Origin of the sequence: Haliscomenobacter sp., assembly GCF_041740695.1 — a bacterium.
Lineage (GTDB): Bacteria > Bacteroidota > Bacteroidia > Chitinophagales > Saprospiraceae > Haliscomenobacter.
This window is the reverse complement of the sequence record NZ_JBGSLK010000113.1, coordinates 163,951-177,854: the sequence shown is the minus strand read 5'-3', so window position 1 is coordinate 177,854 and position 13,904 is coordinate 163,951. Positions and strand designations below refer to the sequence as shown.

The 13,904-nt window shown below is 47.5% G+C and carries 16 protein-coding genes; 8 read left to right on the top strand and 8 right to left on the bottom strand.

The window, feature by feature from the left end; all coding sequences use genetic code 11:
- Positions 1–54: 54 nt before the first annotated feature.
- Genes ACEW9O_RS23135 through ACEW9O_RS23125 form a run of 3 tightly spaced genes read right to left on the bottom strand, consistent with a single transcriptional unit; the run spans position 55 to position 1,621 of the window.
- Positions 55–747, bottom strand: a complete 693-nt coding sequence (locus ACEW9O_RS23135) for an ArsR/SmtB family transcription factor (RefSeq protein WP_373552585.1) — start codon at positions 745–747, stop codon at positions 55–57.
- Between the two features lie 8 nt (positions 748–755).
- Positions 756–1,148 carry an amino acid-binding ACT domain-containing protein gene (locus tag ACEW9O_RS23130; RefSeq protein WP_373552584.1) on the bottom strand — a complete coding sequence of 131 codons (393 nt, stop codon included), beginning with the start codon at positions 1,146–1,148 and terminating at the stop codon, positions 756–758.
- A gap of 11 nt (positions 1,149–1,159) precedes the next feature.
- Positions 1,160–1,621: an OsmC family protein gene (locus ACEW9O_RS23125; protein WP_373552583.1), complete on the bottom strand. Its 462-nt coding sequence runs from the start codon at positions 1,619–1,621 to the stop codon at positions 1,160–1,162.
- A gap of 175 nt (positions 1,622–1,796) precedes the next feature.
- Between ACEW9O_RS23125 and ACEW9O_RS23120 the strand changes: the two genes are divergently transcribed.
- A complete protein-coding gene (locus ACEW9O_RS23120) occupies positions 1,797–2,267 on the top strand; it encodes a GNAT family N-acetyltransferase (protein WP_373552582.1) in 471 nt (156 codons plus the stop codon).
- A 140-nt stretch (positions 2,268–2,407) separates the two neighbouring features.
- Positions 2,408–3,832 carry an aspartate aminotransferase family protein gene (locus ACEW9O_RS23115; protein WP_373552581.1) on the top strand — a complete coding sequence of 475 codons (1,425 nt, stop codon included), beginning with the start codon at positions 2,408–2,410 and terminating at the stop codon, positions 3,830–3,832.
- A gap of 1 nt (position 3,833) precedes the next feature.
- Here ACEW9O_RS23115 and ACEW9O_RS23110 read toward each other — a convergent pair whose 3' ends face one another.
- Complete coding sequence (locus ACEW9O_RS23110) at positions 3,834–4,202, bottom strand: cupin domain-containing protein (RefSeq protein WP_373552580.1); 369 nt, start codon at positions 4,200–4,202, stop codon at positions 3,834–3,836.
- 96 nt (positions 4,203–4,298) lie between these two features.
- On the opposite strand from ACEW9O_RS23110, the gene bla reads away from it, so the two are divergent.
- From bla to rsgA, 6 genes are all read left to right on the top strand, one after another.
- On the top strand, positions 4,299–5,036 hold the full coding sequence (gene bla / locus ACEW9O_RS23105; protein WP_373552579.1) for a subclass B1 metallo-beta-lactamase: 738 nt from the start codon (positions 4,299–4,301) through the stop codon (positions 5,034–5,036).
- A gap of 50 nt (positions 5,037–5,086) precedes the next feature.
- Positions 5,087–5,575 carry a DUF1772 domain-containing protein gene (locus tag ACEW9O_RS23100; protein WP_373552578.1) on the top strand — a complete coding sequence of 163 codons (489 nt, stop codon included), beginning with the start codon at positions 5,087–5,089 and terminating at the stop codon, positions 5,573–5,575.
- A gap of 166 nt (positions 5,576–5,741) precedes the next feature.
- Positions 5,742–7,160 (top strand): TonB-dependent receptor, encoded by a 1,419-nt coding sequence (locus ACEW9O_RS23095; RefSeq protein WP_373552577.1) that lies wholly within the window; start codon positions 5,742–5,744, stop codon positions 7,158–7,160.
- A complete protein-coding gene (locus tag ACEW9O_RS23090; RefSeq protein WP_373552576.1) occupies positions 7,160–7,975 on the top strand; it encodes a M15 family metallopeptidase in 816 nt (271 codons plus the stop codon). Before ACEW9O_RS23095 ends, ACEW9O_RS23090 begins: the two co-directional genes overlap by 1 nt.
- Positions 7,976–8,011: 36 nt before the next feature.
- Positions 8,012–8,761: a geranylgeranylglyceryl/heptaprenylglyceryl phosphate synthase gene (locus ACEW9O_RS23085; RefSeq protein ID WP_373552575.1), complete on the top strand. Its 750-nt coding sequence runs from the start codon at positions 8,012–8,014 to the stop codon at positions 8,759–8,761.
- Between the two features lie 3 nt (positions 8,762–8,764).
- Positions 8,765–9,712 carry a ribosome small subunit-dependent GTPase A gene (gene rsgA / locus ACEW9O_RS23080; protein WP_373552574.1) on the top strand — a complete coding sequence of 316 codons (948 nt, stop codon included), beginning with the start codon at positions 8,765–8,767 and terminating at the stop codon, positions 9,710–9,712.
- 9 nt (positions 9,713–9,721) lie between these two features.
- On the opposite strand, the gene ACEW9O_RS23075 is transcribed toward rsgA, so the two are convergent.
- The 4 genes from ACEW9O_RS23075 to ACEW9O_RS23060 form a co-directional block, all read right to left on the bottom strand.
- Positions 9,722–11,059, bottom strand: a complete 1,338-nt coding sequence (locus ACEW9O_RS23075) for an MATE family efflux transporter (protein ID WP_373552573.1) — start codon at positions 11,057–11,059, stop codon at positions 9,722–9,724.
- Positions 11,060–11,213: 154 nt separating this feature from the next.
- Positions 11,214–12,167: a c-type cytochrome gene (locus ACEW9O_RS23070; RefSeq protein ID WP_373552572.1), complete on the bottom strand. Its 954-nt coding sequence runs from the start codon at positions 12,165–12,167 to the stop codon at positions 11,214–11,216.
- A gap of 88 nt (positions 12,168–12,255) precedes the next feature.
- Positions 12,256–13,080 carry a hypothetical protein gene (locus ACEW9O_RS23065; RefSeq protein WP_373552571.1) on the bottom strand — a complete coding sequence of 275 codons (825 nt, stop codon included), beginning with the start codon at positions 13,078–13,080 and terminating at the stop codon, positions 12,256–12,258.
- Positions 13,046–13,813: a UDP-2,3-diacylglucosamine diphosphatase gene (locus ACEW9O_RS23060; RefSeq protein WP_373552570.1), complete on the bottom strand. Its 768-nt coding sequence runs from the start codon at positions 13,811–13,813 to the stop codon at positions 13,046–13,048. Before ACEW9O_RS23060 ends, ACEW9O_RS23065 begins: the two co-directional genes overlap by 35 nt.
- Positions 13,814–13,904: the final 91 nt, after the last annotated feature.

Sequence of the window (13,904 nt, the reverse complement as noted above, 5' to 3'; positions counted from 1 at the left end):
GCTGCTCATTGGGTTTTACCCTCATGGCTAAACACCATTAATTGTGGCCTAGAATCAAAACTCAATACCCAAACTCTGTTTTAGTGCTTTTTGTCCTTTGGCAGTACACAGCAATGCTCTGGAGTTTTTAACTTTTCGCACCCAGTCTTTTTCTAACATGGTTTGTAAAATGGCCGCACCTAGTGCCCCTGCCAGATGAGGACGCCGCTCACTCCAGTCCAAACAAGGGTGGGCAAAGAGGCGTTTTTGGCAATGCAATGCAGCCACATCAATCTCCAAATCATTGAACCAGCCTAGGCCCAAAGTTGTGACTTCATATTGTTGATGTGCCAAGGTAAGGAAGCCCTTTTGGAGCATAGCTTCGGACATTTCAACCCCTAATTTTCCTGCTAAATGGTCATAACAAGTACGTGCCAACCTTAAACCTGGCTGCGGTAAGGTTCTTTTTACCTCTCTTTGTTCATTGCCCAATGACAATAAGCCCGCCATAGATTCTATTACGGCGGCGACTTCAGGATTGCTAAAAGAGTAATACCGATGCTTGCCTTGATTTTTTACCTGGAGGATATTGGCCTGAATCAATTTGGACAAATGATTGCTAGCCGATTGTGCAGAAACATCCGCACAAATGGCAAGTTCTGTGGCAGTATAAGCCCGGCCATCCAAAAGGTTCCAAAGCATGACTGCACGGGCTTTTTCACCGATTAAGCCCGCCAAAGTGCTAAACTCCCGTTCCAGGTTTTCCATCGTTAGAATTATTCAAGGTCTTTTTTCCAGTTTTCAGATACGATTCGTCCTTTTTCCAGATCATCGACTACCAGAATCAATTGGTTGTAATGATCACTGTACAACACTTCGATGTTGACACCAGCCAATTGCATTTGGCGGGTGATTTTGCCCAATTGCCCTGGCGTATCCTGTTTCAGCCGCTGGATCAGCACTTCATTTTCACGGAGCACTTCTATGCCATATGCTTCCAAGGCCATCCGGGCTTTGCTGCCATCTTCAAATAAAAAATGAGCAATTCCTTCACTGCTAGCTGTCCAGGCGCCACCGCCTTCAATACTGACTCCGGCACTGGCCAGCGCTTCTCCCATTGCCGCCAATGCTCCAGGTTGGTTCTTTAAACGGATCGCTAAGTCTTTCATAAAAATAGCATTTATTTGGTGATGATGTTGATTTTGGTCTTGAGGGAATTGGCAATGAAACAACGTTGATGCGCTTCCTCATGCATTTCATCAATTGTGCTTGCATTGGGTATCGCATTACCGCCCCAGCTGATGGCAGGCCGTAAAAAAATGTCCAGCATCGCTGTTTTCCCCATTTCATTTTTTCCCATTTTGCCCTCGGCCCGGTCTTCGTACCGATTGACGATGAGTTTTTTGCTTGCGGCAATGGACAAAAAAAACAACATATGGCAACTGGATACCGCAGCAACTAGGGCTTCTTCAGGATCGATTGCTGCTTCGTCGGACATCGGAACTGCAACTACCTGTGGCGAAGAAGAAGCTGGAATACTGAGCCCTCCATCAAAAGACCAGGTGTGAGAACGGCTATATTTTCCATCATGAAAGGGTGCGTCGTTCAGTTTTTTCCAAATCACGGTCGCTAAATATTGCATAGTGGATAATTTAAGGTGGAGCAAAGGTGCATTTGCTTTTTTAAAAACACTTCATCCTGAAATGAACCATGAAATTTGATAAAGGCTCTGCTTGGCTATGAATGGTATTCAAAGCAAAAAATCCACTCAGCTTGTCTATTTTTGTCACCATACATCTCAAAAAACCCATCCTGGCATGATCATTACCAGAACTGCAAACGTAGCCGATTTAGACACCTTGCTCCATTTTGAACAAGGCATTGTAGCTGCCGAACGGCCCTTCGACCCGACTTTAAAAGCCGGAGAAATTCACTATTATGACCTGAAAGCTTTAATTTTATCTCCTGAGGCGGAGGTAGTCGTTGCAGTGGCAGGTGACGAAATTGTAGCTTCGGGTTATGCCCAAATCAGGGAAGCCAAGGATTACCTGCAACACAGTCGCTATGCCTATTTGGGCTTCATGTACGTAAAACCTGCTTTTCGAGGGCAAAGTATCAATCAAAAAGTACTGGATGCTTTGACCGATTGGATCAGACAGCAAAGCATTGCGGAGATCAGACTGGAGGTATATGCAGAAAATGCAGTAGCCATAAGGGCTTATGAAAAAGCAGGATTTACCCCCAATATGCTGGAGATGCGGATGAATTTGGAGGAAATGGATCGCTAGAAGATCATCCTCCCAAAGGTTCATCCAAGCGATTGACCCAAGGACTGGTTTCTACCAAAAGTATTATTTTTGCCTAGTTTTTATCCTCAAACGATCCACGGTCTCGCCAATACGGGATGTGGGTAAAATCACTTAAACAAATGGCAAACCCGACAAAAGTAGGCAAAATTCAGGACGCAATGTTCCAGGAAATTCAAGATCGGCAGATCTTCAAAAGCGCCCAAACTTATGCCTTCCAATACCTAAACGAGGCCTTCGACCGGAATGTTTACCCCAGCCCCGAAGCGCTGAATAACCTGCAACACTTTGAAGAAAGTATGCCAGACAAGTCGGGCGATGTAAACAATATTCTCCAACAATTGCATCAATACGGCTCGCCCGCTACAGTGACTAGCCTTGGAGGCAGGTACTTTGGGTTTGTTACAGGCAGCTCTATTCCTGCGTCCTTGGCGGCCAAAAGCTTGAGTGATTTTTGGGATCAAAACACTGGAATGGAGGTATTGTCCCCCGTTTCTGCTAAACTGGAAACAGTGGTGGAAGGCTGGTTAAACGAACTTTTGGGTCTACCTCAATACACCGTAGCAGGTTTTGTCAGTGGTTCTTCGATGGCCATCTATTGTGGTTTGGCCGCAGCCCGCTGGCGACTCTTTCAAAAAAACGGCTGGGATGTCAATGAGCAAGGCATGAATGGCGCGCCTAAAGTGCGGGTAGTTACGGGCAAGCACACGCACTCCACGGTACTGAAAGCTATTCAGTTGCTCGGATTTGGCAAAGCCAATATCGAATGGGCCGAAGTGGACGAACAGGGTCGGATTATTTCCGAAACCATGCCCTCTCTGGATTCCAATACTCTAGTCATTTTGCAAGCAGGCAATGTCAACTCGGGTTCATTTGACCCCATTGAAAGCATTTGCCAAAAAGCGTATGAAGCAGGAGCTTGGGTACACATCGATGGCGCTTTTGGCTTATGGGCAGCAGCCGCCACACGGTTTAAACACTTGACAAAAGGGATGGAACTGGCCCAATCCTGGTCGGCAGATGGGCACAAAACCCTGAACACGCCTTACGATTGTGGAATCATTCTCTGTCAGGATCAGGAAGCGCTGGTTTCGGCCCTGCACATGAGCGGTGCCTACATTGTGGAAGGCAAGCGAGATGGCATGTACTACACACCCGAAATGAGTCGTCGGGCCAGGGTGATTGAGCTTTGGGCAACGCTGAAATACCTGGGAAAAAGTGGAGTGGATGAATTGGTCACAAATTTGCACGAGCGTGCTGTACAGTTTGCCCAGGACTTGGGCGATCAAGGTTTTGAAGTGCTCAACGAAGTAGTTTTTAATCAGGTTTTGATTGCCTGTGGCGAGGATGAAATGACGGAAAAGGTTTTGAAAAACCTGCAAGAACTTCGGGTGTGCTGGTGCGGAGGCTCCATGTGGCATGGCAGGAAAGTGATTCGTATCAGCGTTTGTTCCTGGGCGACTACGGTGGCGGACGTGGAATTCTGTGTGGCCAGCTTTGTAAAAGCAAGAGCGCTGGCCACCTCTCCGGAACTTATCGAGATGTAAACTAAATCCAATCCTGTTCGTATTTCGTCATTTCATGATCAATGTTGCCAGTATGTTTGGTCGCCTTGGGTTCAAATAAAAGCAACCAAACTTCTTCGTCACCTTCGGTGCGGGGGCAATGCTCCACTCCTTTGGGCACAATCAATACTTCCCCCGGCCCTACCTTGGCGGTATGGTCGCGAAACTCCATCACAAAGTTGCCTTTAAAAATCATAAACAACTCGTCTTCATCATCGTGGCTGTGCCAGATCATCTCACCTTTGGCTTTGACCAGTTTGACGTATTGCCCATTGAGTTCTCCGGCGATTTTAGGTGACCAGTACTCGGTGACTTTTTGGAATTTTTCTTGAATGTTGAACAGTTGAATCATTGGATTGGGCATTTGGACGGGGCTAAAATACAGTGAAATCCGGCAATAAATCTTGCAAAAACACGTATTTTTGACAACATTTACCTAAATACCGACATGAAAGCATTCTCACTTGCTATTTTAGGACTTGCCTTACTTTCTGGCTGTGCCACTCAAAAACTACCAGAATATAACCATAAAAGCCTAAAAATTAAGGCACTCACGCCCAAAACCCTGGTACATGTCACCTACCTCAATACCAATCAATGGGGTAAAGTACCTTGCAATGGCATGATTTATTGCAACAATGGTGAAGCGGTAGTTTTTGACACACCGCCCCACGACAGCGTTTCGGTGCAACTGATCAACTGGATTGAAACCAAGCTAAAAGCCAAAGTAAAAGCCATCGTGGTCAACCATTTTCACGGCGACTGCCTGGGCGGACTTAGTGCTTTTCACCAAAGAGGTATCCCCTCATATGCCAATCAACTGACCATTGAATTGGCCAAGGCCAATGGTTATGCGGTGCCCCAAAATGGCTTTAGTGGAGTGCTGAATTTGAAAATTGGTGGTGAAACTGTAGAAAACCGCTTCCTGGGTGAAGGCCATTCTAAAGACAACATCGTTTCATACGTACCCAGCGAGCAGGTGTTGTTTGGAGGCTGTATGCTCAAAGAATCCAACGCAGGAAAAGGGAATCTGGCCGATGCAAATGTTGGCGATTGGCCAAAAACGGTGGCCAAAGTGAAGGCACAATACCCGGATGTCAGGTTTGTGATTCCTGGGCATGGAAAATGGGGAGGCAAGGAGTTGTTGGATTATACGATGGAGTTGTTTAAGGCTCAACCCGAGTAATTTAACGTGCTTTTATAATCACCTTCAATTCATCATTAAAAAGTCCCGGTATGCTTTCCAATACCATTCACTTCCTCGCCGCCCTGCTGAGCGCATTACTGGCGGGTATTTTTTATGCTTATTCCTGTTCAGTGAATCCGGGTTTGCAGCGCTTACCCGATAGTTCCTATCTGGCGGCCATGCAACACATCAATCGAGTGATCCAAAATCCCGCTTTTTTCCTTTGTTTTTTTGGTCCAGTGCTTTTATTACCACTGAGTACTTTCCTCCATTATGGGAAATCAACTGCTGGATTCTGGTGCCTTTTATTGGCAGCTGTCTGTTATATCATTGGCGTATTTGGAGTGACCATAGCTGGCAATGTTCCGCTCAACAATCAATTGGATGTTTTTGACCTGTCCAAAGCTTCTACCGATGGCTTAGCGGGGATGCGCGCCAAATTTGAAGGGCCCTGGAACCGTTGGCATAACCTTCGCACTTTTTTGTCGGTACTTGCCGCAGGTTTGGCCATTGCCGGAATTTTTTTGAAAAAAGGATAGTTGGGTGTGATCCTCAAAAGCTTTGAAATACCGTCTAAAAACACAAAAACTAGCTTATTGAGACAAGGCTTTGGTATTCGTTTAAATAGATTTAAGGGGTCAAAAAAAATTCAACAATCGCAGACGGCCCACACATCTTTCGTACCTTGCGCCCAATATTCTTTCCATGCGCAAACTACTCGAAACCGAACAAAAGGCACTTGAAATCAACCTCGACCCACTCATTTACGGCACTTTTGCTGAAATTGGGGCCGGACAGGAGGTAGCCCGCTACTTTTTCCAGGTTGGAGCGGCAGCTGGCACCATCGCCAAAACCATGTCGGCTTATGACAAGGTGTACTCCGACCATATTTACGGCCCGGAGCCCAGTGGTCGTTATGTGTGCGAGTCACGCCTGTACAAAATGCTCGACCACGAGTACGAATTGATGAACACCCGCTTGCGGCAAGAGCGGCCGGAATGCGGCTTTTTTGTCTTCGCCGACACTATTGCTGCCATCAATTACAGCAAAACCATCCAGGGTGACGGCTGGTTGGGCATTCGTTTTCAGCTCACACCGGAAGGAGAACCCAACGACCTGGTTTTGCACGTGCGCATGCTCGACAACGACAACAAACTCCAACAACAAGCCATTGGCATCCTGGGCGTGAACCTGCTCTACGCCTGCTACCGCCACGATGACGATCCCGAAGAGTTGCTGGAATCCTTGATCGACAGCCTCCGCGGCCGGGTCAACATCGACATGGTGCGCCTCACTGGGCCCGATTTTGACCATGTGGACAATCGCTTGCTCAGCCTTTACCTCGTCAAACATGGCTTGTCGAATGTCGCCATGTTTGGCCCGGATGGACGCAACTTGCAGGCTTCTGAGTTTTTGTACAAAAAAGATGTTTTGGTAGTTCGGGGCAGTTTTCGCCCTCCCACCCTGGTCAATATGGACATGCTCAAAACGGGCTACCAGCAGTTCCGCAACGAGCCCGATGTAGACACCAAAAAGACCTACTTGCTCACCGAAATTACCCTTTCCAACCTGAGATCGGATGGCGAACTGGACGAAAAAGACTTCCTGGATCGGGCAGAACTGCTGAACGCCCTGGGGCAAACGGTGATCATTTCCAATTGTGAAGAGCACGCCCAATTGATCAATTACCTGGCTGACTACCGCATCAACAAAATTGGTTTGGTATTGGGGGTACAGTTTTTACTGGAATTGGTCAACCGCAAATACTATGAAAACATGGACGGGCGTTTGTTGGCTGCCTTTGGTGAGTTGTTCACCAAAAATGTCAAAATCTACGTGTATCCGGCCATGCAAGAAGGCAATGAAGAATTGATGACTGCCCAGAATACCCCGGTACCCGAAGGTGCCAAGTTTTTGTACCGCCACCTGATCGACAACCAGCAGATTGTCGACATTGAAGGGTACGATCACAACATCCTGCACATTTTTTCCAAAGAAGTACTCTCGCTGGTGCGCAATGGCAATGCTGGTTTTGAAATGATGGTGCCCAGCAAAGTGGCCGCGCTCATCAAGGAGAAGTTTCTCTTTGGATACCCTTACGAACAAAAAGAATTTGAATACTGATGATTAAAAACTTGATCCCCGTTTTGTTGTTTGGCCTCTGGAGTGCCAGTTGTAGCGATAATGGAAGCTCATCCACTAAATTGAGCGAACAAAAGCCCCAGCCAAAAGCACAGATGGCAGCGCAAAATGAGGCAGCCGAGCGTGCAGATTTTGACTTGGATTACCTGATGGGGCATTTCGACCCCGCGCAGCATCCCGATTTCGCCAAAATTAGCAGTCCTTTTTCGGATCGTACCGATATGTATTTGCGCAAAGACGCTTACGAAGCCTTTAAATCCATGCACGCCGCTGCCCTCAAAGATGGAATTTCTTTAAAAATTATCTCTGCTGCCCGCAATTTTGAGGTTCAAAAAGGCATTTGGGAGGCCAAATGGAACGGAAGTCGCATTTTATCCAATGGCGAAAATGCTGCCAAAGCCTACCCTGTTGCCAAAAACCGCGCCATCAAAATTATGGAATACAGTGCCATGCCTGGCGCATCCCGCCACCATTGGGGCACCGACATTGACCTGAATAACCTTTCCGACAAATGGTTTCTACAAGGGGATGGGCAAAAAATCTATACCTGGTTACTCAAAAATGCGGGTAGTTTTGGGTTTTGCCAGCCTTATTCCGTCAAAAATGACGAGCGCCCTCATGGCTACAACGAGGAGAAGTGGCACTGGTCTTATATGCCCATCTCACAAAAATTGACTACTTTCGCACGCAATCAAATGAAAGACAAGCTAATTACTGGCTTTTCCGGTGCCGAAACAGCAGTGGAAATTGGAGTGGTGGAAAAATATGTTTTAGGCATCAACCAGCAATGCCAGTAGTTCAATAGACATAGTGTCAATAGGGAAAACCAACACGTGAATCCAAAGGTATACGCATCCATCGAGCAGTCGCGCGCAGCGGGACGTAAGCAATTAGCGGTTCTCATCGACCCCGACCGACTGCGGACCCAATCGGTAGATGCCCTCATTGCCTTGGCTGAACGGGGGATCGACTTTTTTTTCATCGGTGGCAGTTTGCTGATGGATGAAAAAATGGAGGAATGCCTCCAGTTGCTGCGCCAAAACGTGCGCCAACCCCTGGTCATTTTCCCGGGTAGCCCCTTACAAATTTCTACCCGTGCTGATGCGATTCTTCTACTTTCGCTCATCTCGGGGCGCAATCCAGATTTGCTCATTGGCCAACACGTGATTGCAGCGCCTTACCTGAAAGCCTCGGGTTTGGAAATCATTCCTACTGGCTATATGCTGATCGATGGTGGCGTGAGTACGACGGCTGCATACATGAGCAATACCCAACCGATTCCACCTGAAAAAATTGAAATTGCCGTTTGTACCGCCATGGCGGGAACCATGCTAGGATTAAAGCTGTTGTACCTTGACGCTGGCAGTGGTGCACAACGCCCGGTAAGTGCAGAGATGATCCAGGCAGTACGAAGAGCTGTAGACGTTCCTCTCTTTACGGGCGGTGGAATCAGTACCCCTGAGCTGGCTTATACGAACCTGAAGGCAGGTGCAGATCTGCTGGTGGTTGGAAATGCGCTGGAAAAAGATCCAGGATTATTGATTGAAATTGCTGCGGCAGTACGCGCAGCTGGTAACGAATAACAAATGCAAGGAACAGTCATAAAGTCGACGGGGAGTTGGTACAATGTGCGGATGGAAGATGGACAAGTGTTGGAATGTCGCACAGTAGGTAAAATGCGTTTGAACGATTTGCCACTCACCAATCCCATCGCAGTAGGAGATGTAGTACTGGTTGAAATGGAAAATGAATCGGGGAATGGTCTGATCAAGGGGGTAATGCCCCGCCGCAATTACGTGGTGCGCCAATCTCCTCGCCGCAAACATGATCTGCACCTTTTGGCCAGTAACATCGATCAGGCCCTCTTGGTTACCACCATCACCCACCCAAAGCTCAAACAAGGGTTCATCGATCGTTTTTTGCTCATGGTAGAACCTTATGAAATCCCTACCATCATTGTGTTCAATAAAGCGGATTTATACACCGATGAAGACCTGGAAGTATACGCCTATTTGGAAGACCTTTACCAGGGCTTGGGCTATACCGTTATTTTGGCCTCGGCCATGACCGGCGACGGTGTTGCCGAACTGAAGGCCCAACTGAAAGACAAAGTCACCATGCTGAGTGGCCAGTCGGGCGTGGGTAAGTCGAGTTTGCTCAATCAAATCCAATCCAATTTGGAATTGCGCGTGGGTGACATCTCCGACTACTCTGGCAAAGGCCAGCACACCACTACTTTTGCTGAAATGCACCCGCTGGATATGGGTGGTCAAATCATCGATACGCCAGGCATCAAAACCCTGAGTTTTATCCATTTGGAACCCAATCAGGTGGCGCACAATTTCCGCGAAATTTTTGCCCTCTCCCCCCAATGCCGCTTTGGTGGCGCTTGTTTACACCGCAATGAACCAAAATGTGCGGTGAAAGCAGCCGTGGAAAGGGATGAAATCAGCTCCCTGCGGTATGAGAACTATTTGTACATTTTGCAGGAAATTGAGGATTTGAATCATTGGGAGCGGAAGAAGGAGATGTAAAATAAAAAATTAAACCTGCCGCCCACTGAGCCAATAAAACCGCCACGTGAACCACAGCGCCTGTGTACTCAAGGCGATTAAAAACCCGACCCATACGCCCTTTACCCCCCATCCCAATTGGAAGGTCAGCCAATACGCCACCGGCATACCCAGCATCCAATACGCCACAAAGGAGATAATTGAGGGCATCCGCGTGTCTTCCATGCCTCGCAAGAGCGAGATTCCTACGGATTGCATGGCATCCGATACCTGAAACAAACCCGCAATGACAATCAAAGCGGATGCAGTGTCCCAAACTTTGGGGTCATCAATGAAAGCTCTGGCGATGCTATCCGACCCCAACATAAAACACAAGGCTGGAATCAGCACCAAACCCACTGCTAAAAACATCGCTGAAAAACCCGACAAGCGAATTTGGCCATGATTTTTTTGTCCAAAAGCCTGACCAATTCGAATCGACCCAGCAGTCCCAATGGCCATCAAGACCACAAATGTTGTACTCGCCAAAGTCATGGCTACTTGATGACCCGCGAGTGGGTACTTTCCCAGGTTCCCTACCCAAATGGCCCCCAAGGAATAAGCTGAATACTCAATCAAAGCCTGACCACTAACGGGCAAGGCCAATCCGATGAATTCTTTGGTTTTGCGCCAGATTTCATCATTATGAATTACCGTATTGATCATCGTTTTGAACCGAGCACTGCGCCGCAAATAGATGATTATGCCGAGCAATTGAGCGACAATAGTGATGAAGAATGAACAGCCCAGGCCGACTACGCCCATTTGGGGAATGCCTCCAATGCCAAAAACAAAAATCCAGTTCAGTGTACCACCCAAAAGGGCTCCGGCTAGCGAAAAAACCAAACCAACTTTAGTCATTGAGAGGCCATCGATAAAGTAGATGAGGTTGAAATACAAAGACATCATGGGCAACTGGGCAATCAATATCCAGAGATAGGGCTGGGCCAACCTGGCCACATCCTGCTCATGTCCCAATAATTGAAAATTAAGTGCAATTGCAATCAACACAATCCCCTCCAACAGTGCAAACAACAATGAGGTAATTCCACTCGCGTATAAAATTCGTTTGACTTCGGCAGGATCATTTCTTTCGTCTGCTGCGGCCACCAGGGGCGAGGTCATCGACAGTCCTCCAATACCAATCAGTGCCACCAGCCAAAAGATGGGATTGGTCGCTCCCACTGCTGCGACATCGGTCACATTCACTTGTCCAACCATAAACGTGCCCAAAGTAGCAAGCAGCATGCTACTCAATTCGGCCAGGGCAATCGGCAAACCTAGATGGAAGAGAATGCGGAGTTCGGTACGGAAAGGCTGTAGGTTCATATACACAGGTTAGCGGAGGCCAGGGTTTGTCGAATGAAACTAAAGATTTGATCTCTTTAACAACCAAAGATCGATATAAAGTTGCATTGAGCTGATAAATCTTAGTTTCACTCGATAAATTCCGGAACCCCGAACCTTGGAACCCCGGAACCCTTTACCTGACCCTCGCCACCGCATGATCCGTAGCTGGCACCGTACGCAGAAAGGCATAAATGGCGCTGATCTCCTCATCGGTCATGACCGTAAACTTCGGCATGGCCGCACTCAGTGAGCCCCCGCCCCGGCGTTTGCCAAAACGTACTGCCTCTGCAAATTCTGACTCCGTCCATTTGCCAATGCCATGTTCGGGATGTGGAGTGAGGTTGGCCGAAGTTATTTCCCGTAGATCGGTAGGGTCAATCAAGATAGTGCCACCCGCCAGATAACCTTTGGATTTTTCAGGCTCGAAAGCGTTGTTCGTCGCAAAATCGGCCGAGTGACAGTTGTAACAATCCACCCCTCCATGTACCAGATAACGACCATAGGCTACTTTGTCGGTAACCGGTGGTGCCACGATGGGTTTCTCTGGATAGGGGAAGGGTTTGAATACGGTATTGGCCAAAAACTTGGTGAAAAAAGTAGGGCGACACGGTGGATTGGATTTGGCAACAGGATCCAACTGTGGCGAATCTGAACGCAGAAAAGCCACGATACTGTAAAGATCTTCGTCTGACAAACGGGGAAAACCGCCCATAACGAAGGAATAAGAACCATCTCGCTTAATGCCCGTGCGCAAAAAATGGATCAACTCTCCATCTGTATACCGGCCTGATCCGTGGTTTTTGTCACGGGTGATGTTGCCTGAATGCACGTAACCAAACATAGTTGGAACATCCACCATGTGTTTCCCGGTTAATTTATTGCCTTCGCCACGATGGCATTCAGCACAAATGAGCGTCACAAGATGTCCCCCTCGTGCCAGGCGAGTGGAGTCAGGTTTTACCGTTATTTTGACATCTTTAGGCTCGTAGGTAGGTATTCCTCTGAACTGAATAAACGCCGCTCCGGCAGCTACCAATAATACGATGGCAAGGACTAGAAATCCGAGTACTCGAAAAACCTTCTTCATGATTTTAGGTGTTTTAGGTGTAATACAGACATCTACGAAAAGGAAGAGGTCGCGGATTATGGTTCTATTTTTTTTATCTCACCTATTATCATTTCTGAAAGCGTAAAATTTTTGTCCCATCCCAGGCAACAATCCAATTGGGCAGTCCGGTAAAAAGCAGCAGGTCACTCGGTAATCCTTGTAATGCTTGAGCAGTACCAATCGTTTCACCCACATAATAGGCCCCCTGCTGGCGGAACAAAAGGTATTGATCAAAGGCTTGTAATTGTTCAATACCCACAGTTGGCAAAAACGCTTGAAACTGGGCAAAAAGATCAAAACTCAAAATGCCCTGTTCAGGATCAACCAGGTACACTCCTCTTTCGTTACAAACCAGTTGATTGGGGCTAAAGCGGCGTCCCAGAAGCAAGCTCAGATCCTGACTGGAGCTTTTGATGTTGCCTTGCCGATCCATCCGATTAAGCGTATTCAGGCCTGCATCGTAAATCCAGACTTGTCGATCCCGACTCAGCGCAACCAAAGTCGGCAGCGGAAATTGCTCGGCCTTCAGGCGTACATCCGCTGTCACATTGAGGGTGCGGTCCAAAAACAGGAGGGTTTGATAATCGGGGTAATAAAGCAGGATATCGAAGGGGTCCGTGGCATCTATTTTGCTCAGGTTGCCTAGATAACGGTTGCTGAACTCAAAGAGCACCTTGCCTTGTTCATTACATTTGTACAACACCTGCCGTGGAGAGACAAAGTAAATTTGTTTGAGTTTGTCACTACTGAGCAACTGTACCTGGGCTTCAAAACTGTCGATCAGCGGGATGCTGTCTACATTTTGTGCATTGGCCAGTTGGCCGAAAAGAATGAAGCGTACGCAAAATGCAGTAGTACTAGCGGCCAAACACCAGACCCTGGGGGTTTTCAAAAAACTGTATTTCCAAATTTTCGCCATCAAATACCGCATAAGAATTGTAATGCAACCATTCACCTAAATTGATATAACGACTCGTTCCGTTTTTTAGCACATGATCGATGGGCAAATGCCGGTGACCAAAGATGTAGAAATCAGCAGGTTTGTGTTCCAACTGAGCATTGATGTACACGAGAAGCCATTCATTTTCGGGTCCCAAAAACTGCGTTTGTGGTGGATGTACATCCCGGCTTCGACCCGACCAAAACTGTGCCACACCCATGCCGAAATTGGGGTGTACACGGGCAAAACACCATTGAAAAAAAGGATTAGCAAAAATGTGCTTGAGCATTTTGTAGCCATAATCCCCAGGACCCAAGCCATCGCCGTGGCCAATCAAAAAGGTTTTTCCGTTGATTTCACGCAAGAGGGGCTGCCGATGAATCGGAATGCCAAACTCATCTTCGAAATAACGAAACATCCACATGTCGTGATTCCCCGTAAAAAACTGAATGGGAATGCCAGCATCGCGCAGCTCAGCTAGTTTGCCCAAAAATCGGGTATACCCCTTGGGAATAACCCTTTTGTACTCAAACCAAAAGTCGAATAAATCTCCAACCAAAAAAATCTCCTGAGCATCCACACTGATTTGATCCAACCAGCGCAGCAATTGCCGCTCTCTTTCCGAGCTGCTGTATTTTCCCGGGACGCCGAGGTGGAAATCGGAGGCGAAATAAGTTTTCAGCATAAGTTTAGGAAGGTTTAGGAAGGTTGAGGGAAGTTGAGTTTTGTCGCTGCGGCAGCCTAAACCTTCTGAACCTTCCTCAACTTTCTCATCT